At 75.0% G+C, this 24,829-nt stretch carries 19 protein-coding genes and 1 pseudogene; 13 read left to right on the forward strand and 7 right to left on the reverse strand.

Annotated elements, in window-relative coordinates:
- Positions 1-153: 153 nt before the first annotated feature.
- The 4 genes from OIM89_RS27050 (at position 154) to OIM89_RS27065 (ending at position 7,915) form a co-directional block, all read left to right on the forward strand.
- Positions 154-1,689, forward strand: a complete 1,536-nt coding sequence (locus OIM89_RS27050) for a hypothetical protein (RefSeq protein ID WP_030695378.1) — start codon at positions 154-156, stop codon at positions 1,687-1,689.
- Positions 1,690-1,771: 82 nt separating this feature from the next.
- The gene (locus tag OIM89_RS27055; RefSeq protein WP_030695377.1) at positions 1,772-2,653 is read left to right on the forward strand and encodes a hypothetical protein; all 882 of its coding nucleotides are present in this window, start codon (positions 1,772-1,774) and stop codon (positions 2,651-2,653) included.
- Between the two features lie 82 nt (positions 2,654-2,735).
- Entirely contained in the window at positions 2,736-7,343 is a 4,608-nt protein-coding gene (locus tag OIM89_RS27060) for a hypothetical protein (RefSeq protein ID WP_030695376.1), read from the forward strand.
- 26 nt (positions 7,344-7,369) lie between these two features.
- Entirely contained in the window at positions 7,370-7,915 is a 546-nt protein-coding gene (locus tag OIM89_RS27065; protein ID WP_264491814.1) for an MOSC domain-containing protein, read from the forward strand.
- 32 nt (positions 7,916-7,947) lie between these two features.
- Here OIM89_RS27065 and OIM89_RS27070 read toward each other — a convergent pair whose 3' ends face one another.
- Complete coding sequence (locus OIM89_RS27070) at positions 7,948-8,370, reverse strand: hypothetical protein (protein ID WP_107049053.1); 423 nt, start codon at positions 8,368-8,370, stop codon at positions 7,948-7,950.
- Between the two features lie 68 nt (positions 8,371-8,438).
- Between OIM89_RS27070 and OIM89_RS27075 the strand changes: the two genes are divergently transcribed.
- Positions 8,439-8,816: a VOC family protein gene (locus OIM89_RS27075; RefSeq protein ID WP_030695373.1), complete on the forward strand. Its 378-nt coding sequence runs from the start codon at positions 8,439-8,441 to the stop codon at positions 8,814-8,816.
- A gap of 287 nt (positions 8,817-9,103) precedes the next feature.
- Here the strand turns inward: OIM89_RS27075 and OIM89_RS27080 are convergent.
- Positions 9,104-9,571: pseudogene (locus OIM89_RS27080) on the reverse strand (hypothetical protein); the annotation flags it as partial.
- Between the two features lie 472 nt (positions 9,572-10,043).
- Here OIM89_RS27080 and OIM89_RS27085 point away from each other — a divergent pair.
- Genes OIM89_RS27085 through OIM89_RS27100 form a run of 4 tightly spaced genes read left to right on the forward strand, consistent with a single transcriptional unit; the run spans position 10,044 to position 14,151 of the window.
- Positions 10,044-12,656, forward strand: a complete 2,613-nt coding sequence (locus OIM89_RS27085) for a nitrate- and nitrite sensing domain-containing protein (protein ID WP_030695371.1) — start codon at positions 10,044-10,046, stop codon at positions 12,654-12,656.
- Positions 12,653-13,084 (forward strand): roadblock/LC7 domain-containing protein, encoded by a 432-nt coding sequence (locus OIM89_RS27090; RefSeq protein ID WP_030695370.1) that lies wholly within the window; start codon positions 12,653-12,655, stop codon positions 13,082-13,084. Before OIM89_RS27085 ends, OIM89_RS27090 begins: the two co-directional genes overlap by 4 nt.
- Positions 13,085-13,094: 10 nt before the next feature.
- Positions 13,095-13,490: a DUF742 domain-containing protein gene (locus OIM89_RS27095; protein WP_030695369.1), complete on the forward strand. Its 396-nt coding sequence runs from the start codon at positions 13,095-13,097 to the stop codon at positions 13,488-13,490.
- A gap of 55 nt (positions 13,491-13,545) precedes the next feature.
- Complete coding sequence (locus OIM89_RS27100) at positions 13,546-14,151, forward strand: GTP-binding protein (protein ID WP_030695368.1); 606 nt, start codon at positions 13,546-13,548, stop codon at positions 14,149-14,151.
- Between the two features lie 114 nt (positions 14,152-14,265).
- Here OIM89_RS27100 and OIM89_RS27105 read toward each other — a convergent pair whose 3' ends face one another.
- Together OIM89_RS27105 and OIM89_RS27110 are read right to left on the reverse strand one after the other, a co-directional pair.
- Positions 14,266-14,613 carry a DUF962 domain-containing protein gene (locus OIM89_RS27105; protein ID WP_175457608.1) on the reverse strand — a complete coding sequence of 116 codons (348 nt, stop codon included), beginning with the start codon at positions 14,611-14,613 and terminating at the stop codon, positions 14,266-14,268.
- A 74-nt stretch (positions 14,614-14,687) separates the two neighbouring features.
- Positions 14,688-15,515 carry a M15 family metallopeptidase gene (locus OIM89_RS27110; RefSeq protein WP_151170485.1) on the reverse strand — a complete coding sequence of 276 codons (828 nt, stop codon included), beginning with the start codon at positions 15,513-15,515 and terminating at the stop codon, positions 14,688-14,690.
- A gap of 169 nt (positions 15,516-15,684) precedes the next feature.
- Here OIM89_RS27110 and OIM89_RS27115 point away from each other — a divergent pair, with 169 nt between their 5' ends.
- Both OIM89_RS27115 and OIM89_RS27120 read left to right on the forward strand, forming a co-directional pair.
- Complete coding sequence (locus OIM89_RS27115) at positions 15,685-16,242, forward strand: NUDIX hydrolase (RefSeq protein WP_175457609.1); 558 nt, start codon at positions 15,685-15,687, stop codon at positions 16,240-16,242.
- 60 nt (positions 16,243-16,302) lie between these two features.
- Positions 16,303-17,385, forward strand: coding sequence for a DUF4037 domain-containing protein (locus tag OIM89_RS27120; protein WP_264491684.1), 1,083 nt, complete (start codon positions 16,303-16,305; stop codon positions 17,383-17,385).
- Positions 17,386-17,491: 106 nt separating this feature from the next.
- Here the strand turns inward: OIM89_RS27120 and OIM89_RS27125 are convergent, their stop codons facing one another.
- On the reverse strand, positions 17,492-19,141 hold the full coding sequence (locus OIM89_RS27125; protein ID WP_195731263.1) for a TIM-barrel domain-containing protein: 1,650 nt from the start codon (positions 19,139-19,141) through the stop codon (positions 17,492-17,494).
- A 226-nt stretch (positions 19,142-19,367) separates the two neighbouring features.
- Here OIM89_RS27125 and OIM89_RS27130 point away from each other — a divergent pair, with 226 nt between their 5' ends.
- Positions 19,368-21,350, forward strand: a complete 1,983-nt coding sequence (locus tag OIM89_RS27130) for an acetoacetate--CoA ligase (RefSeq protein ID WP_217467032.1) — start codon at positions 19,368-19,370, stop codon at positions 21,348-21,350.
- Positions 21,351-21,422: 72 nt separating this feature from the next.
- A complete protein-coding gene (locus OIM89_RS27135) occupies positions 21,423-22,310 on the forward strand; it encodes a hypothetical protein (protein WP_047469791.1) in 888 nt (295 codons plus the stop codon).
- Positions 22,311-22,387: 77 nt separating this feature from the next.
- On the opposite strand, the gene ptsP is transcribed toward OIM89_RS27135, so the two are convergent.
- Both ptsP and OIM89_RS27145 read right to left on the reverse strand, forming a co-directional pair.
- Complete coding sequence (gene ptsP / locus OIM89_RS27140) at positions 22,388-24,058, reverse strand: phosphoenolpyruvate--protein phosphotransferase (protein ID WP_030695360.1); 1,671 nt, start codon at positions 24,056-24,058, stop codon at positions 22,388-22,390.
- A gap of 75 nt (positions 24,059-24,133) precedes the next feature.
- The gene (locus tag OIM89_RS27145) at positions 24,134-24,583 is read right to left on the reverse strand and encodes a PTS glucose transporter subunit IIA (protein WP_226965009.1); all 450 of its coding nucleotides are present in this window, start codon (positions 24,581-24,583) and stop codon (positions 24,134-24,136) included.
- Between the last annotated feature and the right edge of the window lie 246 nt (positions 24,584-24,829).

Consider the following 24,829-nt stretch of genomic DNA (forward strand, 5'->3'; position numbering starts at 1 on the left):
CCCCCGGCGGTCGCGGGGCGGGCCGGGCGCCCGCCTCCGGGGACGGTGGGCCGGACGCGAGACCGAGGCCCGGCCGACAGAGCGGCCAGCCCCGCCCGCCCCCTCATCGGTGCGTTTCGCCCGATGTCGGAGCAAGGATCTAGGCTGTCCCCCGTGACTTCGCCCGCCTCCACGGAACCCGCTCCGTCCCAGCTCAGCGCGGGGCCGCGCCCGGCGCCGGGCCCGGCCGCCGACGAGGGCCTGGCGCGGCGGCTGCGGGCGCTGGCCTGCACCGCGCCGCTGCACGACCTGGACACGCGCAAGGCCAACCTGGCGGGGGAGTACGCGGGGTACGCGATGGCCGAGGTGGCGCTGGCCGCCATCGACCTGGTCACGCTCCACATGGACTTCGACACCGGCGCGGACCACGAGCAGATAGTGGCCAGGCTGCTGCCCCGCATCGCCGCCCAGGCCCCCGGCCGCCCCGCCGCCGAGCACGAGCGCGTCGCCCGCTGGGTCCTGGAGAACCTCATCAACGTCGGCAGCGTCGACCGCGGTTTCCGCGCCGTCTACGGCACCTTCGCGCCCGACGGGAGCTACGTCCGCCGGGACTACGACTTCAAGCTGGTCGAGGAGGTGCCCGGGCGCGGCGGCAGCGTCTACCTCCGCACCACCGACGAGGCGGTCAACGTCCTGGTCGGCGCCCTCGACACGGACGTCACCAGCGCCCAGATCGCCGCCGAGGTCAAGCTGGAGGTGCTGATCAACCGGGGCCGCCTCGCCGACGCCCAGCTCGCCGCCGAACAGGCCCGGTACCGCACCGTCCAGTACTCCGAGACGCTGCGCCGCGCCCTCGACGCCACCCGGCGCAACGTCCGCGCCGTCGACTGGCTCGGCGCCGTCCCCGACATGATCGCCGAGGCGCTCGACCACGTGGCCGACCGCTACCGCCACGAGAACGCCATCCTCACCAACATCCGCAAGGCCCGCGACGAGTCCGAGGACCCCGAGCAGAAACGGCGCGCCGCCGAACTGGTCGACATCGTCAAGGACTGCATCCGCCGCCACACCCAGCTCCAGGCCAGGCTCCTGGAGGCGGGCCCGCTCTTCCGCGCCGAACAGGACCGCCAGGCGTTCGCCGCCCCCACCGCCCGCACCGGCGTCGACCTCTACGGCCAGCTCCTCGCCCCCCTCCTGCCGCTCCCCGTCGAGCAGGCGCTGCGCGCCACCGACGCCTGGTTCGCCCACGGCACCGGACTGCGCACCCCGGCCTCCGTCCGCGTCGGCGACCTGGTCGACCTGCTGCTCACCCCGCCCGTCGAACGCGCCCACCTGGGCGCCGAGATGCCCGAGCCCGACCTGATCGCCACCCCGGACGACAGCCGCTTCAGCGAGGAGCAGCTCGCCGCCGCCCGCGACCTCCTCGACCTGGAGTGGGACGCGCCCCGCCGCCTCTCCGGCCTGCTCGCCGAGGCCCGCCGCCGCGACGAGGACCCGTACGGCCTGGCGTACCTGGTGGCCCTCATCGCCGTGCACGCCGCCTCCCCGCCGGTCGGCACCGCCTACCGCCAGGGCGAGCGCCGGCTGCTGTTCGCCGTGGACGACGGCACCCAACTCGACGACCCCCACTTCGGCGGCGCCGACCTCATCGTCGGCAGCGCCCTGCTCGACGCCGCGGGCATGGCCGCCGACCGCACGGAGTCCGCGTGACGGGCGGCCGCCGCACCCCGACTCCCCCCACCCCGGCCCCGCACGCCCGCCCGGGCACGTCCCACCACCAGGAGCACCACCCGTGACCGAGCAGACCACCGAGCCCGTACGGGAGCAGGCCGGCGCCCCGGCGCCGCACACCCCCGCCGTCACCCCGGCCGACGCCGCCGACGCCGCCCGGCTGGTCTCCTTCGGCCTCCAGCCCCGGCTCCAGCCCGCCCGGGACGCCGAGTACGGCGAACTCCTGCGCCGGTACCGCGAGGACCCGCCCTTCGCCCGGCTCGCCGACGCCGTCGCCGCCGGCCTCGGGCTGATCGTCCTGGAGGTCTCCGACCGCGCCGGCATGGCCGTCACCGCCGACGAGGACTCCGTCTTCGCCGTCCGCATGGGCGACTACGCCCGGCGCGCCGCCACCGACTCCGCCGACCGCTTCCTGCACGGCCTGGCCCATCTCGCCCTGGCCGCCATGGCGTTCCCCCGCCCCGAGGACCTCGCCGACGACGGCTACATCGGCCGCGTCACGGTCAACGGCGTGGACGCCTTCGTCCGCCAGGCCTGCCGCAAGCTGGAGGAGCGCGCCGAGGAGCAGGGCGACAACACCGACCCCGTCTCGGACGCCCCCGGCCTGGAGGCCGCCTGGCGCGTCTGGGCCCGGCGCAGCTCCACCGGCGCCACCAAGGACGCCCGCAGGCTCGCCGGTTCGACCACCGGCATCGTCGGCAAGGCCGCCGCCTTCCTCACCGAGTCCGGCTTCCTCCAGCGCACCGGCGACGAGGCCGGCGGGACGTACCGCACCACCGCCCGCTACCAGCTCCAGGTCCGCGACCTCGCGGGCGGCGCCGCCATGAGCGAACTGCTCGGCCTCGGCATCGTCCCCGTCAGCGACGGCACCGCCACCCTGCTCCCGCCCGACGAGGGCGACGACCTCGACCTGGTCGCCGACGCCGGACTGCCCTTCTCCTGACCGGCCGCCCGCCGGCCCACCCGCAAGCCCACGCCCTCCGGCCGCCGCCGGACCGTACCGATCGCAACGAGAGTCCGCCGCCATGTACGAGTTGTCCCGGGTCCGCCTCTACTCCATCGGACCCGCAGGCGCCCGGTACGCCGACACCGTCCTGGACCTGCGCGGGGTCGGCAAGGCCGTGCCGAAGCCGGCCCCCGCCCAGGCGGAGTTCTTCGAGGAGGAGCCGGTCGGCCCGCCGCGCAGGCCCGCCCCCGCGGGCGTCCTCTTCCTGGAGAACGGCGGCGGCAAGTCCGTCCTGCTCAAGCTGATCTTCTCGGTGATGCTCCCCGGCCACCGCAACACGCTCGGCGGCGCCAGCTCCGGCGTGCTCCGCAAGTTCCTGCTCGCCGACGACTGCGGCCACGTCGCCCTGGAGTGGCAGCACACCCTCACCGGCGAGACCGTCGTCGTTGGCAAGGTCAGCGAGTGGCGCGGCCGCCAGGTCTCCAACGACCCGCGGAAGTTCGCCGAGGCCTGGTACTCCTTCCGCCCCGGTCCCGGCCTCAGCCTCGACTCGCTGCCCGTCGCCGAGTCCACCACCGTCCCCGCGCCCGTCGAGGGCGCCTCCGGAGCGCGCGGCCGGCGCCGCACCATGAAGGGGTTCCGCGACGCCCTCACCGACGCCGGGAAGTTCTACCTCCACCTCGACGTGCACTGGGAGGAGACCCACGAACGCTGGACCGAGCACCTCGGCGAACTCGGTCTCGACCCCGAACTCTTCCGCTACCAGCGGGAGATGAACGCCGACGAGGGCGAGGCCGCCGGCCTCTTCGCGGTCAAGAAGGACTCCGACTTCACCGACCTGCTGCTGCGCGCCGTCACCGACACCCGCGACACCGACGGCCTCGCCGACCTCGTCCACGGCTTCGGCCACAAACTCGGCCGCCGCGCCGAACTCATCGCCGAACGCGACTTCACCGCAGGCTCCGTCGACCTGCTCGGCCGCATCGTCGAGACCACCGCCGAACGCGACCGCAGCCGCGACATCCACGCCGCCGCCGAACGCCGCACCCGCACCCTCGCCCGCAGCCTCTCCCTGCGCGCCCGCCACGAACGCGCCCGCACCGGCGACCTCGCCCAGCAGGTCACCACCGCCGCCCACCGCGTCACCGGCGCCGAGGACACCCGCTCCCGGGCCGCCCTGATCGCCGCCGAACTCGCCTACCGGCACGCCTCGCTCGCCCTCACCGTCGCCGAGAAGGCCGCCGCCGCCCAGCGCCGCGAACTCGCCGACGCCCGCACCCTGCACGCCGCCTGGCAGGCCGCCGAGGCCGTCCTGCGCCACCGCGCCGCCGCGGACCGCTCCACCCGCGTAGCCGACGCCATCCGCGAGGCCGAACGCGACGCCGCCCCCGCCCTCGCCGCCCGCTCGCAGGCCGCCACCGCCCTGGTCCGCGCCCTCGACGCCGCCGCCCGCGACGGCGAACGCGTCGCCACCGAACTGGAGGAGCGCGCCGCCCACCTCCAGGACGAGGGCGAGGCCGCCCACCGCGACGCCACCGCCGCCGCCACCGAGGCCCAGCGCGCCCGCAGCGAGACCGGCCACCTGCGCCAGCGCCTCGCCGAGGTCGAGCAGGAGACCGAGGAAGCCGTACGGGCCGGCTGGCTGGAGGCCGGAGCCGCCGACAGCGACCCCGCCCGGGCCGCCCTCGCCGCCACCGACGCCGAGCAGGAGGCGGCCGCCGCCTGGGAGAGCGCCCGCGAACGCGCCCACCGCGCCGCCGACCACGCCAAGGAGTGCGCCGCCGACGAGGCCCGCGCCGACCTCGCCGCCGCCCGCGCCCACGACGCCGCCGACGCCGCCGCCCGCGCCCACGAGGCGGAACAGCGCACCGCCGCCGCCCTCGCCGCCGAACCCCGGCTCGCCGAACTCCTCGGCCTGCCCGCGCCCGACAGCGAGGAAGGCCCGCTCACCGCCGCCGAACTCGACCGCTCCGCCGACCGCCTCGCCGCCCTCCTGGACGAGGGCGTCACCGCCGCCGAACGCCAGCTCTTCGACCTGCGCACCGCCGCCGCCGACGACACCCGCATCCTCGGCGCCCTCGGCGACGGCGGGCTCCTGCCGCCCGGCCCCGACGTCCTCGCCACCGTCGAGTACCTCGGCGAACAGGGCATCCCCGCCCTCCCCGGCTGGCGCTACCTCGCCCAGGCCGTCGACCCGGCCGAGCACGCCGCCGTCCTCGCCGCCCGGCCCGAGCTGGTCGACGGCGTCGTCATCACCGACCCCGACACCCACAGCCGGGCCCGCGCCGTCCTCGCCGACGCCGCCCTGCTGCCCCGCTCCGCCGTCGCCGTCGGCACCTCGGCCGCCCTCCTCGCCCCGGCACCCCGTACGGCGGCCTCCGGCACCGAGGAAGAGAACGTCTTCCTCGTCCCGCCCAACCCGGCCATGCACGACGAGTACGCCGCCGACGAGGAACGCCAGGCCCTGCGCGCCCGCGCCGCCGCCCGCGACGAGGAGATCCGGGCGCTCGCCGCCCGTCTCGCCAAGGACCGCGAACTGGCCGCCCGGCTCACGTCGTGGCGCGCCGGCTGCCCGGCGGGCCACCTCACCGAGCTGCGCGCCACCGCCGACCAGGCCCAGGAGCACGCCGACACCGCCGCCCACACCCTCCAGCAGGCCCGCACCGCCCGTGCCGAGGCCGACGAGGCCGCCACCGAGGCGAACCGGGTCCGCGACGACAGCCAGGAACGCGCCCAGCGCGCCCGGCGCGCCGCCGACGCCCTCGCCGGCCTCGCCCACCGCCTGCGCGAACGGCCCCGCTGGCAGGCCGCCCTGCGCGAACTGGCCGAGACCGCCGCCACCAGCGAGGAGCGCGCCCAGACTTGCCTGGACCGGGCGCGCGCCGCCGACGAGGACCGCCGCGCAGCCCAGCGCGCCGCCGACGACGCCCGCCGCACCGCCCGCGCCCTGCGTGCCGAACGCGCCGAGATCGCCGGCGTCCCCGACGACGCCGAACTCCCCGCCACCGCCGACACCCCGCGCGTCTCGCTGCCCGCCCTGCGCGAGGCGTACCGCTCCGCCTCCCAGCTGTACGAGAAGGTCGGCGTCGGTGCCGACCTCCGGGCCGAGCAGGCCCGTGCCGAGAGCGACGAGTCGGCGGCCCGCGCCGAACTCGACCGGCTCAGCAACAAGGTCCGCAACCGCGCCGCCCAGCTCCTGGAGGACCCCGACGGCGCCGACGGGCCCTCCCGCCAGGCCGCCGCCGCCCGCGCCGAAGCCCTCGTCCAGATGCTGGAGACCCGCTCCGCCGCCGCCAGCGAACAGCTCGGCCGGCTGCGCGGCGAGGCCGAGCGGCACGCCCCCGAGGAGGGCGAGGCCCACACCGAGCTGCCGCCCGAGCAGGTGCCCGCCGACGTCGAGGCCGCCCAGCGGCTGCTGCGCGCCGCCACCGCCGAACTCGCCGGGCGCACCGACGAACTGGCCGCCGCCCGCGAGGCGCACGGCGAACTCCTCCACGCCCATCGCGCCGCCGAGGAGGCCACCGCGGGCTTCGAGGAGACCGCGTCCCTCCTGCGTGACCTGCTCCGCGACCCGCAGGACACCCGCGACACCGAGGACGAGAGCGGCGCCCAGGCCCCGGACCAGTACACGGGGAGCCTGGACGAGGCCCGCCGCGCCGCCGCCGAGGCGCGCCGCTCCCTGCGCGGCTGCGCCGCCGACCTCTCCGCCGCCGAGTCGGCCCTCCGCGAGACCAGCGACATCCTGGTCCGCCACGCCAACTCCAGCCGCTACGAACAGGTCCGCACCCCTGCCCGCGCCCAGATCCGCGAACTCCCCGCCGCCGCGCTGCCCGAACACGCCGCCAAGTGGGCCGATGCGTTCGCGCCGAGGCTCCGGGTCCTCACCGACGAACTCGACCAGCTGGAACGCAACCGCGACTCGATCGTGGACCGGCTGCGCGGCCTGGTCGAGTCCTCCCTCGCCACGCTGCGCTCCGCCCAGCGGCTCTCCCGGCTGCCCGAGGGGCTGGGGGAGTGGTCGGGCCAGGAGTTCCTGCGCATCCGCTTCGAGGAGCCCGACCAGACCACCCTGGTGGAACGGCTCGGCGAGGTCATCGACGAGGCCACCAGCACCGCCGTCCGCAAGAACGCCGACCTGCGCCGCGACGGCATGTCCCTGCTGCTGCGCGGCGTCCACGCCGCCCTCCAGCCGCGCGGCGTCTCCGTCGAGATCCTCAAGCCGGACGCCGTGCTGCGCGCGGAGCGCGTCCCCGTCGGCCAGATGGGCGACGTCTTCTCCGGCGGCCAGCTGCTCACCGCCGCCATCGCCCTGTACTGCACGATGGCCGCCCTGCGCAGCAACGACCGGGGCCGCGACAAGCACCGCCACGCCGGCACGCTCTTCCTCGACAACCCCATCGGCCGCGCCAACGCCACCTACCTGCTGGAACTCCAGCGCGCCGTCGCCGACGCCCTCGGCGTCCAGCTCCTGTACACCACCGGCCTCTTCGACACGACCGCCCTCGCCGAGTTTCCCCTGGTCATCCGCCTCCGCAACGACGCCGACCTCCGCGCGGGCCTGAAGTACATCAGCGTCGAGGAACACCTCCGCCCCGGCCTGCCCCAGCAGGACCCGCAGGAGGAGACGGTGCACGGCGAGATCACCGCCACCCGGATGTACGTCAAGCCGCGCAAGGACGAGGCGTGAGCGCCGGCAGTGGACCGGACGGGGAGATGAACGGCCAGGTCGCAGCGGTGAGCCGTAACGAGACGTACGCCTTCTCCAAGCCCGTCAGGGAGTCGGTCACGCTGCTCGCCGGACTCGGGGTCGAAGGCGACGTGCACGCGGGGCGGACGATCCGCCACCAGTTCCGCATGACCTACGAGCCGGACCTGCCCAACATGCGCCAGGTCCACCTGATGCACGCCGAACTCTTCGACGAACTGGCCCTCAAGGGCTACCACGTCACGGCTGGCCAGCTCGGCGAGAACATCACCACCCGCGGCGTCGGCCTGCTGGGCCTCCCCACCGGCACGCTCCTGCGGCTGGGCGAGGAGGCCGTGGTCGAGGTGACCGGCCTGCGCAACCCCTGCGCGAAGATCAACGACTTCCGCCCGGGCCTCCTCGCCGAGGTCTTCGCGCTGGACTCCGCGTCGGGGGACTTCACCTTCAAGTCCGGCGTGATGGGCGTGGTCCGCACCGGCGGCGTGGTCCGCCCTGGCGACCCGGTCGTGGCCGAACTGCCGAGGGGGCCGCACCGGGCATTGGAGCGGGTCTAGGGGGTGTCTGCCCTGCCGCGACCGCGACACGGTCAGGCGTCCGGGTCGACCTCCGGGTGCGTGAACCGCACCGGCTTGCCCAGCGACCGGGCGTAGGCGATCTCGGCCCGGGTGCTGTCCCCGATGTAGTCGCCGACCACGAGCACCTCGTCGGCGAGCCGGATCTTCGCCCGGTGCAGCTCGTGGAGGCGCGCCTTCAGCGCCTCGGCCTCGACAGGGTCGGACCAGAGGGCGTGCGGCGACTTCATGTCACAGCCGGGTTTGACGACGATCCCTCCGGCCGCGGTCTCCCGCAGATCAGCCTCGTTCATCTCCGCCATGAAGCGGGTGGAGCCGCAGATCACGACGATGTGCGGGAGGCTCAACCGCCTCTTCGCCTCGGCGAGTTCCTGCTCGGGGGTGGGCTGTGGCGGGTACGACACCGGTTCCTCCTGGTGACGGTGGCCGAGAGCCATGCCGTTCCGGCGCCTGGCGCCGTCGGCCTCGACCTCGCAGAACGACGGCCCGGCCCTAGGATCGGCTCATGATCGCCGAACTGCAGTGCGTGGTGCTGGACTGTTCCGAGCCGCTGGAACTCGCCCGCTTCTACCGGTCCTTGCTCGGCGGGGCCGTGAACCAGGAGGACCGGCGCTGGGCGGTCGGCGGGGAGTGGGCGACGCTGCACACGCCGTCCGGGCTCGTACTCGCCTTCCAGCGGGTGACGCCGTACCAGCCGCCCCGGTGGCCCGATGCGTCCCGGCCCCAGCAGTTCCACCTCGACTTCGGTGTGCCCGACCTGGACCAGGCCCAGGAACAGGCGCTGGCCTCGGGGGCGACGCTGCTGGACGACGGCTCCGGTGAACGGAGCTGGAGCGTCCTCGCCGACCCGGCCGGGCATCCGTTCTGCCTGGTCCGGCACTGAGGGCGGAGCTGTCGGTGTCTGCCGGTCCGGAGGCGGTACGGCGAACCTGACGGAGCCGCCGTACCGCCGCCCGGTCAGGACGAGTGGGTCAACTCCCGCTCCCGCTCCGAGGCCTTCACCCCGGACGGCTCGAAGCCTGCCCTGTCGCGCCCGGCGGGCCGTGCGCCGGAGCCGCTCCCCTTCGGGGCGGCCTCCGGGGTGGCGTCGCCGCCCCGCGCCGTGCCGCTGGTCCGTGGATTCCGCTCCCCGTCGGAGGCGGCGGCCGGCGCCCCGCCCGACGGGTCGGGTATCCGCGCCCCGGCCTTGGCCGCGCGCCGGGCGGCACGCCGCTCCCGGCGGCGTTCGCGGCGGCGCTCGCGGGCCGTGCTGCCCGGGGCCGAGACCACACCGTGCCGCTGGTTCCACACCTGCCGGGTGACCCAGACGTCCAGCACCGCCCAGGTGGCCGCGATGGTGCTCGCCACGCTGCTGAGCACCATCGGGAAGGCCAGCCAGGACTCCGCCAGCGTCGCCAGGAAGGCGACCATCGCCTGTATCAGCGTCAGCGCCACGATCAGCACCGCCCGCACCGCCGCCGTCCGCACCGGATCGGGCATCCGGGGACGCGCCGCGGGCTCGTCCACCCACAGCGGCGCCCGCTCCGGCTCCCCGCTCGCCTCCGCCCGGCGCGGGCCGGGCACCTGCCCGCCCGGCTCGCCCCGCTCCGCCGGGGTCCTCCGCCGCTCCGCCGTAGCCATCAGTCCGTCACTCCCCACCGCCTTGCCGTCAGCCGACCGGTGCCGCGTAAAACCGGCCCCGTCTTCAGTCTGGCTGCCCGCCTTCGTCCGCTTTACGCTGCCGCCGTCGAGATCCGGCGGCCGCCGGTCCACGCCGGCGCACCCCTCCCGTACCAACTCCGCACACCTCGTACACGACTTGTACAGAAGGACGCACGGAGTCCCCGGATGATTCCCGACCACGGGGGCGAGATGTCGGAACTGACCGGGAAGATGTCCGCAATCAGCCGGTCCGGGAGGGGGCCAGTCTGCCTGAGAGGACGCCGGTGTGCGGCCCGAGGGTCACCTGATCGTCGCTGAACGGCGGGAACCGGACGCCGATGCCTCGTTCCGGGCCGAAAACCTCCCGGACGTCTCTTCGGTCAACCCTGTGTCAGTAGTAGGCTCGCGCCGTTTGTTGACGCACGGATGTGCACCCCGGACACCATCGGGGGACGGACTGGGGGAGGCCATGCGCTTTCGCGGCAGGACGATCCGGCGGAAGATCGTGGCGTTGCTGCTCGTGCCGCTGGTCTCCCTCACCGCGATCTGGGGCTTCGCCACGGTGCTGACAGGGCGTGAGGCCGCCGAGATCCTGAAGATCGGCGAGGCCGACGACCGGGTCGGCCGGCCCGTCGAGGAAGCCGCCCGGGTCCTCCAGGACGAACGGCGCCGCACCCTCGTCCACCTCGCCGACCCGCGCGCCTCGGCCGCCCTCGGCGAACTGCGCCGCTCGCGGACCGCCACCGACCGGGCCCTGGCCCGCGTCCGGGCCGGCGCCGAGGACACCGACGCCACCGAAGGGCTCAGCGCCGACTCCCGGCGCCGGCTCACCGCGCTCCTCGAATCCTTCGAGGGGATCGCCACCCTGCGCCGCTCCGTCGAGGACAACACGGTCACCCGTGCCGCCGCCCTCGACCTGTACAACCGCCTCGTCGACCCCTGCTACGTCTTCCTGACCCACCTGCACACCATCAAGGACGTCGAGCTCGACAAGGAGAACCGGGCCCTCGTCTCCCTCGCCCGCGCCCGCGACCTGCTCTCCCGCGAGGACGCCCTGGTCGCCTCGGCCCTGGTCGGCGAACGCTTCGACAAGGCCGACCTGCGCCAGGTCTCCGACCTCCTGGCCCAGCGCACCCTCCTCTTCGAGACCAGCCTGCCGCTCCTGCCCGACGACGAGGAGGCCCGCTACGAGCGGTACTGGCAGGGCGCCGAGACCGCGCCCCTGCGCGACCTGGAGACCTCCGTCGCCGCCTCCCCGCCCGGGCCGCCGCGCGGCGTCACCGCCAAGAGCTGGGACACGGCCGCGGGCAAGGTCCTCGACGGCCTCGCCGAGCGCGCCGGCGCCGCCGCCGACCGCTACGAGGAGCGCGTCCGGCCCGTCGCCGTCGGCATCCTCGTCCGCGCCGCCGCCACCGGGGTCCTCGGCTTCGCCGCCCTCGCCCTCTCGCTCTACCTCTCGGTACGCGTCGGCCGCAGCCTCATCCGCGACCTCTCCCGGCTGCGCCACCAGGCCCACGAGGCGTCCGGCGTCCGCCTGCCCTCGGTCCAGCGCCGCCTGGCCGCGGGCGAACAGGTCGACGTCGACACCGAGGCCCCCCGGCTGGAGTACGCGAAGAACGAGATCGGCCAGGTCGGCCAGGCCCTCAACACCCTGCAACGGGCCGCCGTCGAAGGCGCCGTCAAACAGGCCCAGATGCGGCGCGGCGTCTCCGAGGTCTTCGTCAACCTCGCCCGCCGCAGCCAGGTCCTCCTGCACAAGCAGCTCACCCTCCTGGACACGATGGAGCGGCGCACCGAGGACTCCGAGGAACTGGCCGACCTCTTCCGCCTCGACCACCTGACCACCCGCATGCGCCGCCACGCCGAGGGCCTGGTGATCCTCTCCGGCGCCGCGCCCTCCCGGCAGTGGCGGCGCCCGGTGCAGCTCATGGACGTGGTCCGCGCCTCCGTCGCCGAGGTGGAGGACTACGAGCGGATCGAGGTCCGCCGCCTGCCGAAGATCGCGGTGACCGGCCCCGCCGTCGCCGACCTCACCCACCTCACGGCGGAACTCCTGGAGAACGCCACGGTCTTCTCGCCCCCGCACACCGCCGTCCAGGTGCACGGCGAGTCCGTCGCCAACGGCTTCACCCTGGAGATCCACGACCGGGGCCTGGGCATGGCCCCCGACGTCCTCCTCGACGCCAACCTCCGCCTCGCCGAGACCCCCGACTTCGAACTCTCCGACACCGACCGGCTCGGCCTCTTCGTGGTCAGCCGCCTCGCCCAGCGCCAGAACATCCGGGTCTCCCTCCAGAAGTCGCCGTACGGGGGCACCACCGCGGTCGTCTTCATCCCGGACGCCCTGCTCATCGAGACCGACGAGTCCGGCGGCTCCACCGACGGCCGCGGCCTCTCCCTCGACACCGCCGACAGCGGCGCACGCGGCCCCGGCCGCCCCGCCCTGACCCGCATCCCGACCTCCCGGACGCCCACGCGCCCCCTCCTCCCCGACGGCCCCGTCGAACTCGAGGCCCCGGCCGGCACCCCCGGCGTGGACGAGGAGGACTTCCCCGGCGCCCTGCCCGACGACGACAGCGAACCGGGCGTCTTCCGGCCCAGGCGGCCGCTGGCCCCCGCCGCCGACCCCCGCGACCAGCACCAGCAGGCCCACGACGACCCGGCCGCCGGCGCCAGGCCCGGCGGACCGTCACCCGCGGGCGCGGGCCCGGCGCCGCTGCCCCGCCGCCGCACCCCCAAGCTGGTCAGCTCGCACGGCCGGACCGTCGCCCACAGCCGGCCCGACGAGCCCGCCCAGGACCAGGAGGAGAGCGGCGCCCGCGACCAGCCCGCCGCCCCGCCCGTGAAGGGACCCGCCGGCCTGCCGCGCCGGGTCCGGCAGGCCAGCCTCGCCCCGCAGTTGAAGGAGGCCCGCAGGAGGGCTCCGGACGACCGCGACCAGGACACCACCCACGACACCGACCGCGACGCCGACGAGGTCCGCAGCCGCATGGCCTCGCTCCAGCGAGGCTGGCAGCGCGGCCGCGACGAGAACGCGGGCTCCACAGCACCACGAACGACACCCGAGGGAGACGGTCGATGACCGCATCGAAGACCGCCGCGCACACCACCGGTTCCGGGGAGCTGAACTGGCTCCTCGACGACCTGGTCACCAGGGTCGCCGGCATCCGCAAGGTCCTGGTCCTGTCCGGCGACGGACTGCCCACCGGGGTCTCCCAGGACCTCACCCGCGAGGACAGCGAACACCTGGCCGCCGTCGCCTCCGGCTTCCACAGCCTCGCCAAGGGCGTCGGCCGGCACTTCGACGCCGGGCGCGTCCGGCAGACCGTCGTCGAGCTGGACGAGGCGTTCCTCTTCGTCACCGCCGCGGGCGACGGCAGCTGCCTCGCCGTCCTCGCCGACTCCGACTCCGACGTGGGGCTCGTGGCGTACGAGATGACGCTGCTGGTCAAGCGGGTCGGCGTGCATCTGGGCAGCGCGCCGCGCACGGATCTGCCCGCGGGCGGGTAGTGAACCAGGCATGAGCGAAGACGGGAACGGGGCGCACCGCTGGTTCGACGACGACGCCGGACCGGTGGTCCGTCCGTACGCCATGACGCGGGGCCGGACCACCGGCACCGGTCAGCACCGCCTGGACCTCATCGCGCTCGTCGTCGCGGAGCCGCGCGCCGACGATCCGGAGGAGAACCGCACGCTGTCGCCGGAGCACGTCGACATCGTCGCGTTGTGCCGCGAGGCGCCCCAGTCCGTGGCGGAGCTCGCCGCCGAGCTGGACCTGCCGGTCGGCGTCGTCCGGGTCCTGGTCGGCGACCTCGTGGAGGAGGAGTTCGTGCACGTGAACCGTCCGGTGCCGCCGGCGGAGCTGCCCGACGAAAGCATTCTGCGCGAGGTGATCAGCGGGCTGCGCGCCCTCTGACCGCCCGTCGGCACCCACCCCCCCGAGAGATCAGCGAAGCAGGAGACGAGACTCCATGAAGTTCGGGCGCTCACCGCGGGAGAAGGCTCCCGTCGAGCCGGTCACCCTGAAGATCCTCGTGGCCGGGGGATTCGGCGTCGGCAAGACCACCCTGGTCGCCGCGGTCAGCGAGATCAAGCCGCTCAGGACCGAGGAGACGCTGAGCGAGGCCGGGCGCCCGGTGGACGACACCGGCGGCGTGGAGGCCAAGCACACCACCACCGTCGCCATGGACTTCGGCCGGATCACCCTCCGCGAGGACCTCACCCTCTACCTCTTCGGCACCCCCGGCCAGGACCGGTTCTGGTTCCTCTGGGACGAACTGGCCCAGGGTGCCCTCGGGGCCGTCGTCCTCGCCGACACCCGGCGCCTGGAGGACTGCTTCGCCGCCGTCGACTACTTCGAGCGCCGCGGCATCCCCTTCGTCGTGGGCGTCAACTGCTTCGACGACGCCGATCACTACCCGCCCGAGGACATCCGTACCGCCCTCGACCTCGACCCGGGCGTGCCGGTGGTCCTCTGCGACGCCCGTGAGCGCGCCTCCGCCAAGGAGGTCCTCATCGGGGTCGTCGAACACGCCATGGCCCGCGCCGCCGCTCCCCGCGAGACCGCCCCGCACTGACCCGGCACCCGCCACCGCACGTGGCCCGCACCCTCGCCGACCGGGGTGCGGGCCGCGTGCCGGGGAAGTGTTCTCCCGCCCCGGCCGGCCGTCAAGACACGGCGGGGCCCCGGATCAGCGGTTCTCCGCGAGCCACTTCCGCGCGGTCTCGGCCAGCTCGTGGTCCCGCCCCGCCAGCATCATCCGGATCATCTGCGCGTCGCCCCGCAGCGACCAGGCGGGGTGCCCGAAGGTCGCCGGGTTGTTCTTCTCTATGAGGAAGTGCGCGGGCCAGGCCGTCCCGTACCCGATCAGCGGCAGCGCCGCCAGGTACCGCTTACGCCCCCGCGTCAGCCCGTAGGCGCTGATCGCCAGCCCGGTCAGCGTCCCGGTCAGGTGCACCCAGCGCGTCGCCGCCTTGGAGTGCATCGCCACGTAGTAGGGCCAGAATTCCTCGTAGGTATCAAAGCTCCGTTGCTCCATGCGGGCACGGTAGCCGCCGCCGCGCCGCCCGGACCAGGCCCACGGCCGGGCGGGACGGCGGCGGCCGTCGCCGCTCAGTGGTGGTGACCGCCGGGCAGCGAGCGGCGCTCCACGGGGAAGTCGAAGTAGGTGTCGGGGAAGAGCTCCGGCTTGTGGGTGAAGTGCCACCACTCCTCGGGCAGGTTGGTGAACCCCTCGGCGGCCAGCGCCGACCGCAGCAGGTCGCGGTGGGCCCGCTGGGCTCCGGTGATCCGCGGGTCGTCGGTGTGCGAGAGCGTGTCGAAGCAGTCGAACCCGGTGCCCATGTCCACCGAGTTGTCCGGGAACCGCTGCTCGCGCGGGGCGTAGCAGGGCTTCAGCGGCTCGCCGGGGACGTACGGCCGGGTCGGCTTCGCCGGCAGCTTCACCAGCGTCAGGTCGACCGTCGAGCCGCGGCTGTGGCCGGACTTCTCCGCGATGTAGCCGTCCTCGAAGAGGCGCGATTTGTCCACCTGGGGGTAGAACTCCGCCTTCATCCGCTCGTCCGCCACGTCCTCCGCCCAGCGCACGAAGTGGTCGACGGCGCGCTGCGGCCGGTAGCAGTCGTAGACCTTGAGCGAGTAGCCCTTGCGCAGCAGCCCGCGCTGCGCCCGCTTCAGCGCCTCGGCGGTCGGCCTGGTGACCACGCACATCGGCGCCCGGTAGCCGTCGATCGGCTCGCCGACGAAGTTGTGCGGCGTCGTGTAGCGGATCTCCTGGAGGATCGTCGGCGCCACGTCGGAGAGGGCCACGAAGCCCCGCGGGGCCTTGGGGCCGCCGGAGCGCTCGGCGTCCGCGACCGGCGCGGCCGTGGCGGGGGAGGCGGCGGCACCGGCGGTCAGCGCGAGAGCGGCGGCCGCCAGTCCCGCGCCGAGCACGCGCACGGCGCGGGAGGAGAACCGCGCGGAGGCCGAGGAGGGACGGGCGGAGGAATTGGTTCCTGTCATGCGCCCTTCATCTATCAGCTCCGCCCGCCACGAGGGAAGAGCAACCCGCCGGGCCCGGCCTCCCGTTCACCGCTTCGCGAGCCACCCCCTCCGCTACAGTCCCCGCGTGCCCGACACCACGCCCAGCCCCACGCCCACGCCCGTCCCCACCTCCCGGCCGCCCGTCCCCGGTTCCCACTGCTCGGCCTGCGGCACCCCCTACCCGGACCCCGGCGCCGGCCGCCGCCTCTGCCCGGCCTGCGGGACGACCGCCTACCGCAACCCGCTCCCGGTCGCCGTGGCCCTCCTGCCCGTACGCGACGAGGCAGGCCCGGCGCTGCTCACCGTCGTCCGCGCCATCGCACCGGCACGCGGCACGGCCGCCCTGCCCGGCGGCTTCATCGACGGCGACGAGGACTGGCGCCACGCCGTCGTCCGCGAACTCCGCGAGGAGACCGGCGTCCTCGCCGACCCCGCCGAGGTCACCCTCGCCGACGCCATGAGCTCCGGCGACGGCCACCTCCTCCTCTTCGGCCTCCTCCCCGAGCGCCCCGCCGCGAGCCTGCCCGCCTTCACCCCCACCGCCGAGACCACCGCCACCCGCCTCCTGCGCGCCCCCGCCGCACTCGGCTTCCCCCTGCACACCCGTGCGGCGGACGCCTGGTTCGCCGGACGGTACGGGTGAGTCCCGCCGCCGTGCCGAAACCCGCTTGCCGCGGCCGCCCCCGCTGGCGACAGTGAGCCCATGACCCACCCCGCCCCGGACTTCCTCCCCGGCCTGGAACTCTCCCGTCTCCTCTACGAGGAGGCCGTCCGCCCGCTGCTCGACGAGGTCCACCCGGGCCTGCGGTACGCGGCCGCCCGGGTCGGCACGGGCTCGGAGGTGCTGGGCTTCGACACGCCCCGCTCCGCCGACCACGAATGGGGCCCGCGCCTCCAGCTCTTCCTCACCCCCGAGGACGCCGCCCGCCACACCACCGACCTCCACGAACTGCTGCGGGAGCGGCTGCCGAAGGAGGTACGAGGCTGGCCCACCCACTTCCGCCCCGCCACCGCCGACGGCCCGATCGGCCACATGACGCCGACCGAAGGCCCGGTCGAGCACCGCGTCGACATCCTGGAGACCGACCGCTGGCTCACCGGACAACTGGGCCCGGCTGCCACCGCCGAGGAGCCGACGGCCGCCGACTGGCTGGCCATGCCCCAGCAGCGACTGGCCGAAGTCACCGGTGGCGCCGTCCTCCACGACGGCCCCGGCGCCCTCACCGCCGCCCGCCACCGCCTCGCCTGGTACCCGGACCAGGTCTGGCGCTACCTCCTGGCCTGCCAGTGGCAGCGCGTCGCCCAGGAGGAGGCCCTCGTCGGCCGCTGCGCCGAGGTCGGCGACGAGCTGGGCTCCGCCGTCACCGCCGCCCGCCTCGTCCGCGACCTGATGCGCCTCACCTTCCTCCTCGAACGCCGTTACGCCCCCTACGGCAAGTGGCTGGGCAGCGCCTTCGCCCGCCTCCCCGGCACCGACGCCCTGGCCTCCTCCCTGCGTGCCGCCCTCGCCGCCACCACGTACCCGGACCGCGAACGCCACCTCGGCGACGCGTACGTCCACCTCGCCACCCGCCAGAACACGACCGGCCTCACCGACCCCGTCGAGCCGGCCCTGCGTCCCTACCACGACCGCCCGTACCAGGTCCTCCACGCCGAACGCTTCACCCGGGCCCTCACCGCCACCCTCACCGACCCTGCCTTGCGCGCCCTTCCCCTCACCGGCAGCATCGACCAGCGCACCGACAACACGGACCTCTTGACCCAGCCGGGCGCCCCTACCTTCTGAACCTGGGCCGCGCACATCCAGCCCGGCCGGCGCCTGAGGCCATCGGTGACGCCCGCCCAGGAGGGACGGACACCCGACGAACCTCCCGGCGCGACGGGCCGCCCTCTCACCCAAACCCTCGCACCCGGACCGGAACCGACACCTCCGCCCCACGCGCCGCGGCAGCCTCCTCCCGCACCACGACCCGCCCCTCCTCCCAGCGGGAGACCACCCGCTCCAGCACCCCGGACTCCCGCACCACCATCCCCGCACCGGTACGCCCGGGCGCGGGCGCCCACACCTCCCACTCGACCTCCCCGTCCGCCCCGCGGACCGGCACCACGGCCCCGGCCCGCGCGAACACCGGCAACCGGTCCGCCGCCACCCCCACCGGCACGGCGGCACCCCCCTGGTACGCCCGCCCGGTGGCCGTGTCGTACCACCGCCCCGCCGGCAACCGCACCGCCGACGGCCCGCCGCCGGGCCCCAGCACCGGTACGACCAGGAACGCGTCCCCCAGCAGGAAGGCGTCCCCGCCCTCCCGCAGCCCCCGGTCCTCCGGGGTGTTCCACCACACCGGCCGCACCGCCGGCACCCCGGTCAGCCCGGCGAAGGCGCCGAGCGCCGCGTGGTACGGCAGCAGCCGCCGCCGTTCGGCCAGCGCCACCCGGGCCAGCTCCGCCAGAGCGGGCCGCGCCTCCCATCCCTCGGGCCCCGCCCCCGTACGGAACACCGGCAGGTACGCCCCCAGTTGCCACCACCGCACCCACACCTCCGCGGGCGCCCCCTTCCCCGGACCGTCACCCTCGGCCCCGCCCGGCGCCGCCCCGCACACCCCGAGCGCCGTCACCCGGGCCAGCGCCGTCCGCATCGCCGCCCAGCCGTCACCGGCGGCCGCCCCCTGCCGGGGCACCCGCGTACGCGGCCGGGCGGCCCGGCCGCCGCTGACGCCCACCCCGATCACGGAGACCGGCGCAACCTCCGGGGTCCCCGCCACCGCCGCCCACGAGGCCAGCGCCCGCGCGGGCGTCCCCACCGCCATCCAGTGGCGCGGCGGACCGCCCGCACCCCGCCACTCCGCCCGCCCCGGCCGGTCGTGCCCCGACCCGGCGCCCTCGGCCCCCTCCCACAGGCGCACCGTCCCCGCCTCGGTTCCGTCGGGGACGACCAGGTGCGTCCCCGCGTCCGCGAGCACCAACTGCACCGGGGCCACCCCCGTGCCACCCGGTACCGGATGCACCCCGTCGCCCAGCCGCAGCCCCGCCCCGCTCCCGCCGAGCCCGAAGAAGCGCGCGTCCGCCCCGACCTCCGAGCGCCGTGCCCACCGCGCGGGCCCGCCTTCGCCCCGCTCCCACCAGCGCGGCGGCAGATCCCGGCGGAGCAGCACCCCGCCCGGCGTGCAGAGCTCCACCGCGCCCGTCGAGGAAACCGCCACGGTCAGCCGCTCGGCCACCACCCGCCAGCCGCCCGCCGTGTGCGGCTCCAGCCGGGCCCGCGCGTCCGGCTCGACCAGCTCTTCCCGGACCAGGGGAGAGGGCGTCGGCTCCGCACCGTCCCAGCCGCAGAAGACCGCCCCCGCCGTCGTCACCAGCACCCGCAGCGCCGACCGCTCGAACCGCACCACGCCGCCCCCGGGCCCCGGCTCCGCCCCCACCGCCCGCCCGGGCACCCGGGCCCGCTCCACCGCGGCCGCGTCGCCACGCCCGGGCCACCACGAGCGCACCAGCCCGAGCCCTGCCACCGCTGCCACCGAACGTACGAGGTCACGACCGTCCATGCCGGTCAGCCTGCCATCCGGGGACGCCCTGGAGGACTTCGTTCAGCCGCCGTTCACCCAGTGATCAACCACACCGCCGACCGGGCAGGTGTGTGGCCGCCACCCTGGTGCGGAAATCGATCACATGGCATCGTCGGCCCCACCGCACCGCCCTCGTGCTCCGCCGGCCGCCCACCCGGCGGCGCGGGGCGCGGGCACCGAGTACGCACCGCACGGGAGCCGCCCCATGACGACCGCCGAACCGCAGCCCCAGCCGCTCTGGCAGCCCACCGAGGAGCGCGTCGCGCAAGCCGCGGTGACCCGTTTCCAGAGCTGGGCGGCCGAGCACCACGGCGCCCCCGCCGACGGCGGCTACCCGGCCCTGCACCGCTGGTCCGTCGAGGAGCTCGACACCTTCTGGCAGGCCGTCACCGAGTGGTTCGACGTCCGCTTCGACACCCCGGCCGCGCGCGTGCTGGGGGAGCGCTCCATGCCGGGCGCCCAGTGGTTCCCCGGCGCCACCCTGAACTACGCCGAACACGCCCTGCGCGCCGCAGCCGACCGGCCCGACGCCCCCGTCCTCCTGCACGTCGACGAGACCGGCACCGTCGGCCCGACCTCCTGGGCGGAGCTGCGCCGCCAGGTCGGCTCGCTCGCCGCCGAGCTCCGCGCCCTCGGCGTCGAGCCGGGCGACCGGGTCAGCGGCTACCTGCCCAACATCCCGCAGGCCGTCGTCGCCCTGCTCGCCTCCGCCGCCGTCGGCGCCGTCTGGACCTCCTGCGCCCCCGACTTCGGCGCCCGCAGCGTCCTCGACCGCTTCCAGCAGGTCGAACCGGTCGTCCTCTTCACCGTCGACGGTTACCGCTACGGCGGCAAGGAGCACGACCGCCGCGACACCGTCGCCGAACTCCGCGCCGCCCTGCCCTCGCTGCGCGCCGTCGTCCACATCCCGCTCCTCGGCACCCCCGCCCCGGAGGGCGCCCGCGACTGGGCCGACCTGGTCGCCGCCGACACCGAGCCGGTCTTCACGCCGGTCCCCTTCGACCACCCGCTCTGGGTCCTCTACTCCTCCGGTACGACCGGCCTGCCCAAGGCCATCGTCCAGTCGCAGGGCGGCATCCTCCTCGAACACCTCAAGCAGCTCGGCCTCCACTGCGACCTGGGCCCCGAGGACCGCTTCTTCTGGTACACCTCCACCGGCTGGATGATGTGGAACTTCCTCGTCTCCGGCCTCCTCACCGGCACCACCGTCGTCCTCTACGACGGCAGCCCCGGCTACCCGGACACCGGCGCCCAGTGGCGCGTGGCCGAACGCACCGGCGCCACCCTCTACGGCACCTCGGCGGCGTACGTCATGGCCTGCCGCAAGGCCGGCGTCCACCCCGCCCGCGACCACGACCTCTCCCGCGTCCAGTGCGTCGCCACCACCGGCTCCCCGCTGCCGCCGGACGGATTCCGCTGGCTCCACGACGAGTTCGCCGAGGCCGGCTCCGACCTGTGGATCGCCTCCGTCAGCGGCGGCACCGACGTGTGCAGCTGCTTCGCCGGCGCCGTCCCCACCCTCCCCGTGCACATCGGCGAACTCCAGGCCCCCTGTCTCGGCACCGACCTCCAGGCCTGGGACCCGGCCGGCCGGCCGCTGACCGAGGAGGTCGGCGAACTGGTCGTCACCAACCCCATGCCCTCCATGCCGGTCCACTTCTGGAACGACCCCGACGGCAGCCGCTACCACGACAGCTACTTCGACACCTACGAGGGCGTCTGGCGGCACGGCGACTGGATCACCGTCACCGACCGGGGCTCCGTCGTCATCCACGGCCGCTCCGACTCCACCCTCAACCGCCAAGGCGTCCGCATGGGCTCGGCCGACATCTACGAGGTGGTGGAACGGCTCGAAGAGATCCGCGAATCCCTGGTCATCGGCGTCGAACAGGCCGACGGCGGCTACTGGATGCCGCTCTTCGTCCACCTCGCCGACGGCGCCGTCCTCGACGACGCCCTCCGCGGGAAGATCAAGAAGGCGATCCGCCACAGCCTCTCCCCGCGCCACGTCCCGGACGAGGTCATCGAGGTCCCCGGCGTCCCGCACACCCTCACCGGCAAGCGCATCGAGGTCCCCGTCAAGCGCCTCATGCAGGGCACCCCGCTGGAGAAGGCGGTCAACCCGGGCTCCGTCGACCGTCTGGACCTCCTCCACCACTACGCCGACCTGGCCCGCGACCGCCACTGAGGGTCACTGTCAGTGGCGGTGGTTACGGTGAGTGAGTAAGTCGGTACTGCTCACTCACCAGGGGGACCCCGCATGACCACCACCCACCCGACCCCGCGCCAGCTGCTGCGCCGCGAGATCGCCGGCACCCTCGGCCTGCTCGCCTCCGCCGACGACCTCGCGGCCATGCGCCGCTACCGCACCTTCCTCTTCGAGGACCACCCCACCTATCTCCGGCAGGCAGAGGCCCTGCTCCGCTCCCTCGCCGCCCAGGGCCGCACCACCTCCGTCGTCCTCTTCGACCCGGCCGAGTTCGCCCGCTTCTGCGCCCAGGAGGGCCTGGACCCGGACACGACCGACAGCAGGGCCCGGTACACGGCGGAGGCCGCCGCCCTCGGCCCCTGCATCCTCCACGAGGGCGAACCCCTCCCCGAGCTGCTCCGCAGCCTGGTCGCCGAATCCCTCCGCCAGACCACCTGGGAGTACGCGAGCGACCTCCTGGACGAACTCGGCGACTGCCCGCGCTGCGCCAGGCCGCTCGCCCACCACGCCCAGCGCCGGGCCGCACACCTCCTGGGCGCCGCCCTCGACACCACCGCCCCCGGCCACCACCAGCTCGTCTGCTCCCTGACCACTGCCGGCCGTACCCTGCTCGCCGCCCTTCATGCCGACACCAGCACGGCCGGCGAAGCCCTGCTCGACCACGAGGAGACCGTCGACTTCACCACCCTGCTCGCCTGCGCCCTCGCCCTGCCCGCCCCCGCCGGACTCGTCATGCGCAGCAGGGCGAAGGGAGAGCCCGAGGAGGTCCGCGGCTGGCGCCTGAGGGCGGGCCGCGCCCAGCCGCTGACCGCCGGCGAGGTCTTCGACGCCTACTGCACCGACCCCGTCACCGGCGAACCGGTGGCTCCGGAACCGGGCGTCGAGTACCGAGCGGGCACCCCGCTCGACGACGACCACGGCCCGGACACCTGCCACTGACCGCAAGCAAGAGGGGTGTCCTCCCGGCCGGGAGGACACCCCTGCTGAGGCGGGTGGAGCGGGCCCCACCGCCGGTGTCACTCCCCGGACAGCACCGCCTGAGCGGCCGCCCGCGCCTCGTCCGCCGACTCGGTGGCCCGCGCCGCGGCGGCGGCCCGCTCGCACTGCGCCAGCGTGTACTTGGCGAGCGTCGCCCGCACGTACGGGATCGAGGCCGCGCCCATCGACAAGGAGGTGACCCCCAGCCCGGTCAGCACACAGGCCAGCAGCGGATCGGAGGCCGCCTCGCCGCACACCCCGCAGCTCTTCCCCTCGGCCCGGCCCGCCTCGGCCGCCATCGCGACCAGGTCCAGCAGCGCCGGCTGCCACGGGTCCTGGAGCCGCGACACCGCGCCCACCTGCCGGTCGGCGGCGAAGGTGTACTGCGCCAGGTCGTTGGTGCCCAGCGACAGGAACTCGACCTCCTGGAGCACCGAGCGCGCCCGCAGCGCCGCCGAGGGGATCTCCACCATCGCCCCGAACTTGGCGTGCAGCCCCGCCTCCCGGCAGGCGTCCGCGAACGCCTTGGCGTCCGCGCGGTCGGCGACCATCGGCGCCATGACCTCCAGGTGCACCGGAAGCCCCTCCGCCGCGCGCGCCAGCGCGGTCAGCTGGGTCCGCAGCACGTGAGGGTGGTCCAGCAGGCTGCGCAGCCCGCGCACCCCGAGCGCCGGGTTGGGCTCGTCGGCGGGCGTGAGGAAGTCCAGCGGCTTGTCCGCACCCGCGTCCAGCACCCGCACCACGACCCGCCCCTGCGGGAACGCCTCCAGCACCTGCCGGTACGCGGCCGTCTGCTTCTCCTCCGAGGGCGCGCGGGCACTGTCGTCCAGGAAGAGGAACTCGGTCCGGAACAGCCCGACTCCTTCCGCCCCCGCCTCCACCGCCGCCGCCACGTCACCGGGCCCGCCGATGTTGGCCAGCAGCGGCACCGTGTGCCCGTCCGAGGTCGCACCGGGGCCGCTCGACGCCGACAACGCCGCCTTGCGCGCCGCCGCGTCCGCCTCCAGCGCCGCCCGCTTCTCGGCACTCGGGTCCACGAAGACCTCGCCGGAACTCCCGTCGATCGCGATCTCGGTACCCTCACCCAGCTCCCCGGCCCCGGGGAGCGCCACGATCGCCGGGACCCCGAGCGCCCGCGCCAGAATGGCGCTGTGGCTGGTCGGCCCGCCCTCCTCGGTCACGAAGCCCAGGACGAGCGTCGGGTCGAGCAGCGCGGTGTCCGCCGGCGCCAGATCCCGCGCGATCAGGATGTACGGCTCGTCGCTGTCGGGAACCCCCGGCATCGGCACGCCCAGCAGCCGCGCCACGATCCGGTTCCGCACGTCGTCCAGGTCGGCGACCCGGCCCGCCAGATACTCACCGGCCCCGGCCAGCAGCGCCCGGTACGAGGCGAAGGCGTCGTAGACGGCGCGCTCGGCGGTGCTGCCCACCGCGATCCGCCGCTCCACGTCGGCGATCAGCTCCGGGTCCTGCGCCATCATGGCCTGGGCCTCCAGCACGGCCTGGGCCTCACCGCCCGCGAGATTCCCGCGCGCCATCAGGTCGGCGGCCACCGCCTCCACGGCCCGCCGCGCCCTGGCCTGCTCGCGCTCCGCCTCCTCGGCGGGGATCTGCTTGGCCGGCGGCTCCAGCACCGCCGTCCCCATGTGCCGTACCTCGCCGATCGCCACTCCGTGGCTCACGCCGACGCCTCGCAGCGTTGTCTCCATCTCACTGTCTCCGCTCGTGCGGCGTACCCGCCGCGTTGGATGTGGTCGCCCGCCGGAATCCGGCGCCGGGAGCGGTCAGTTCCAGCTGAACAGCGGCTGGCCCGCCGCCACGTCCCCATCCTCACGAACACCGGACAACTGGTCGGCGACCGCCTCCAGTGCCACCACCGGGCAGATGGGCGACTTGCCGGCGGTCTCGACGGCGGAGGGGTCCCACCGCACCACGGGCTGCCCCTGGGCGACGGTGTCCCCCTTGCGCACCAGCAGCTCGAACCCCTCACCGTTGAGCTGCACGGTGTCGATCCCGAGGTGGGTGAGTACCCCGCGCCCCGCCTCGTCCACCACGACGAACGCGTGCGGGTGCAGGGAGACCACGACACCGGCGACCGGGGAGACCGCCTCCGACGGCTCGCGCACCGGGTCGATCGCGGTACCCGGCCCCACCATCGCGCCCGAGAAGACGGGGTCCGGCACCGAGGCCAGCCCGATGGCCTGGCCGCTGAGCGGGGACATCACTTCGGTCATGGCGGAACCTCCGAGAAGATGAGCAGGTCTGAGAAGGACAGGAGAACCGCCGGGCGGACCTGGACGGCACGTTGCCGAGTAGCGTAAGTCATACGAAGTCACGATTCCGCCCAAGACGTCCTGTTGAAGACGTGGGCCGCCGCGAGCAGAAACGATTTGCATCGCGGCTCCGCGCCTGGGTACAGTCGACTCCTGCCCAGCGCCGAGCACGACATTCAAGCGTGCCGACGGGGCGAACCAAACTCA

This window comes from Streptomyces sp. BI87 (assembly GCF_025957665.1).
Lineage (GTDB): Bacteria > Actinomycetota > Actinomycetes > Streptomycetales > Streptomycetaceae > Streptomyces > Streptomyces albidoflavus.

Excerpts from the sequence above, each read along its gene's own strand:
- OIM89_RS27060 (WP_030695376.1), top strand. The coding sequence starts at position 2,736 with ATGTACGAGTTGTCCCGGGTCCGCCTCTACTCCATCGGACCCGCAGGC.
- OIM89_RS27065 (WP_264491814.1), top strand. The coding sequence starts at position 7,370 with ATGAACGGCCAGGTCGCAGCGGTGAGCCGTAACGAGACGTACGCCTTC.
- OIM89_RS27070 (WP_107049053.1), bottom strand. The coding sequence starts at position 8,370 with ATGGCTCTCGGCCACCGTCACCAGGAGGAACCGGTGTCGTACCCGCCA.
- OIM89_RS27075 (WP_030695373.1), top strand. The coding sequence starts at position 8,439 with ATGATCGCCGAACTGCAGTGCGTGGTGCTGGACTGTTCCGAGCCGCTG.
- OIM89_RS27085 (WP_030695371.1), top strand. The coding sequence starts at position 10,044 with ATGCGCTTTCGCGGCAGGACGATCCGGCGGAAGATCGTGGCGTTGCTG.
- OIM89_RS27090 (WP_030695370.1), top strand. The coding sequence starts at position 12,653 with ATGACCGCATCGAAGACCGCCGCGCACACCACCGGTTCCGGGGAGCTG.
- OIM89_RS27095 (WP_030695369.1), top strand. The coding sequence starts at position 13,095 with ATGAGCGAAGACGGGAACGGGGCGCACCGCTGGTTCGACGACGACGCC.
- OIM89_RS27100 (WP_030695368.1), top strand. The coding sequence starts at position 13,546 with ATGAAGTTCGGGCGCTCACCGCGGGAGAAGGCTCCCGTCGAGCCGGTC.
- OIM89_RS27105 (WP_175457608.1), bottom strand. The coding sequence starts at position 14,613 with ATGGAGCAACGGAGCTTTGATACCTACGAGGAATTCTGGCCCTACTAC.
- OIM89_RS27120 (WP_264491684.1), top strand. The coding sequence starts at position 16,303 with ATGACCCACCCCGCCCCGGACTTCCTCCCCGGCCTGGAACTCTCCCGT.
- OIM89_RS27125 (WP_195731263.1), bottom strand. The coding sequence starts at position 19,141 with ATGGACGGTCGTGACCTCGTACGTTCGGTGGCAGCGGTGGCAGGGCTC.
- OIM89_RS27130 (WP_217467032.1), top strand. The coding sequence starts at position 19,368 with ATGACGACCGCCGAACCGCAGCCCCAGCCGCTCTGGCAGCCCACCGAG.
- OIM89_RS27135 (WP_047469791.1), top strand. The coding sequence starts at position 21,423 with ATGACCACCACCCACCCGACCCCGCGCCAGCTGCTGCGCCGCGAGATC.
- ptsP (WP_030695360.1), bottom strand. The coding sequence starts at position 24,058 with ATGGAGACAACGCTGCGAGGCGTCGGCGTGAGCCACGGAGTGGCGATC.
- OIM89_RS27145 (WP_226965009.1), bottom strand. The coding sequence starts at position 24,583 with ATGACCGAAGTGATGTCCCCGCTCAGCGGCCAGGCCATCGGGCTGGCC.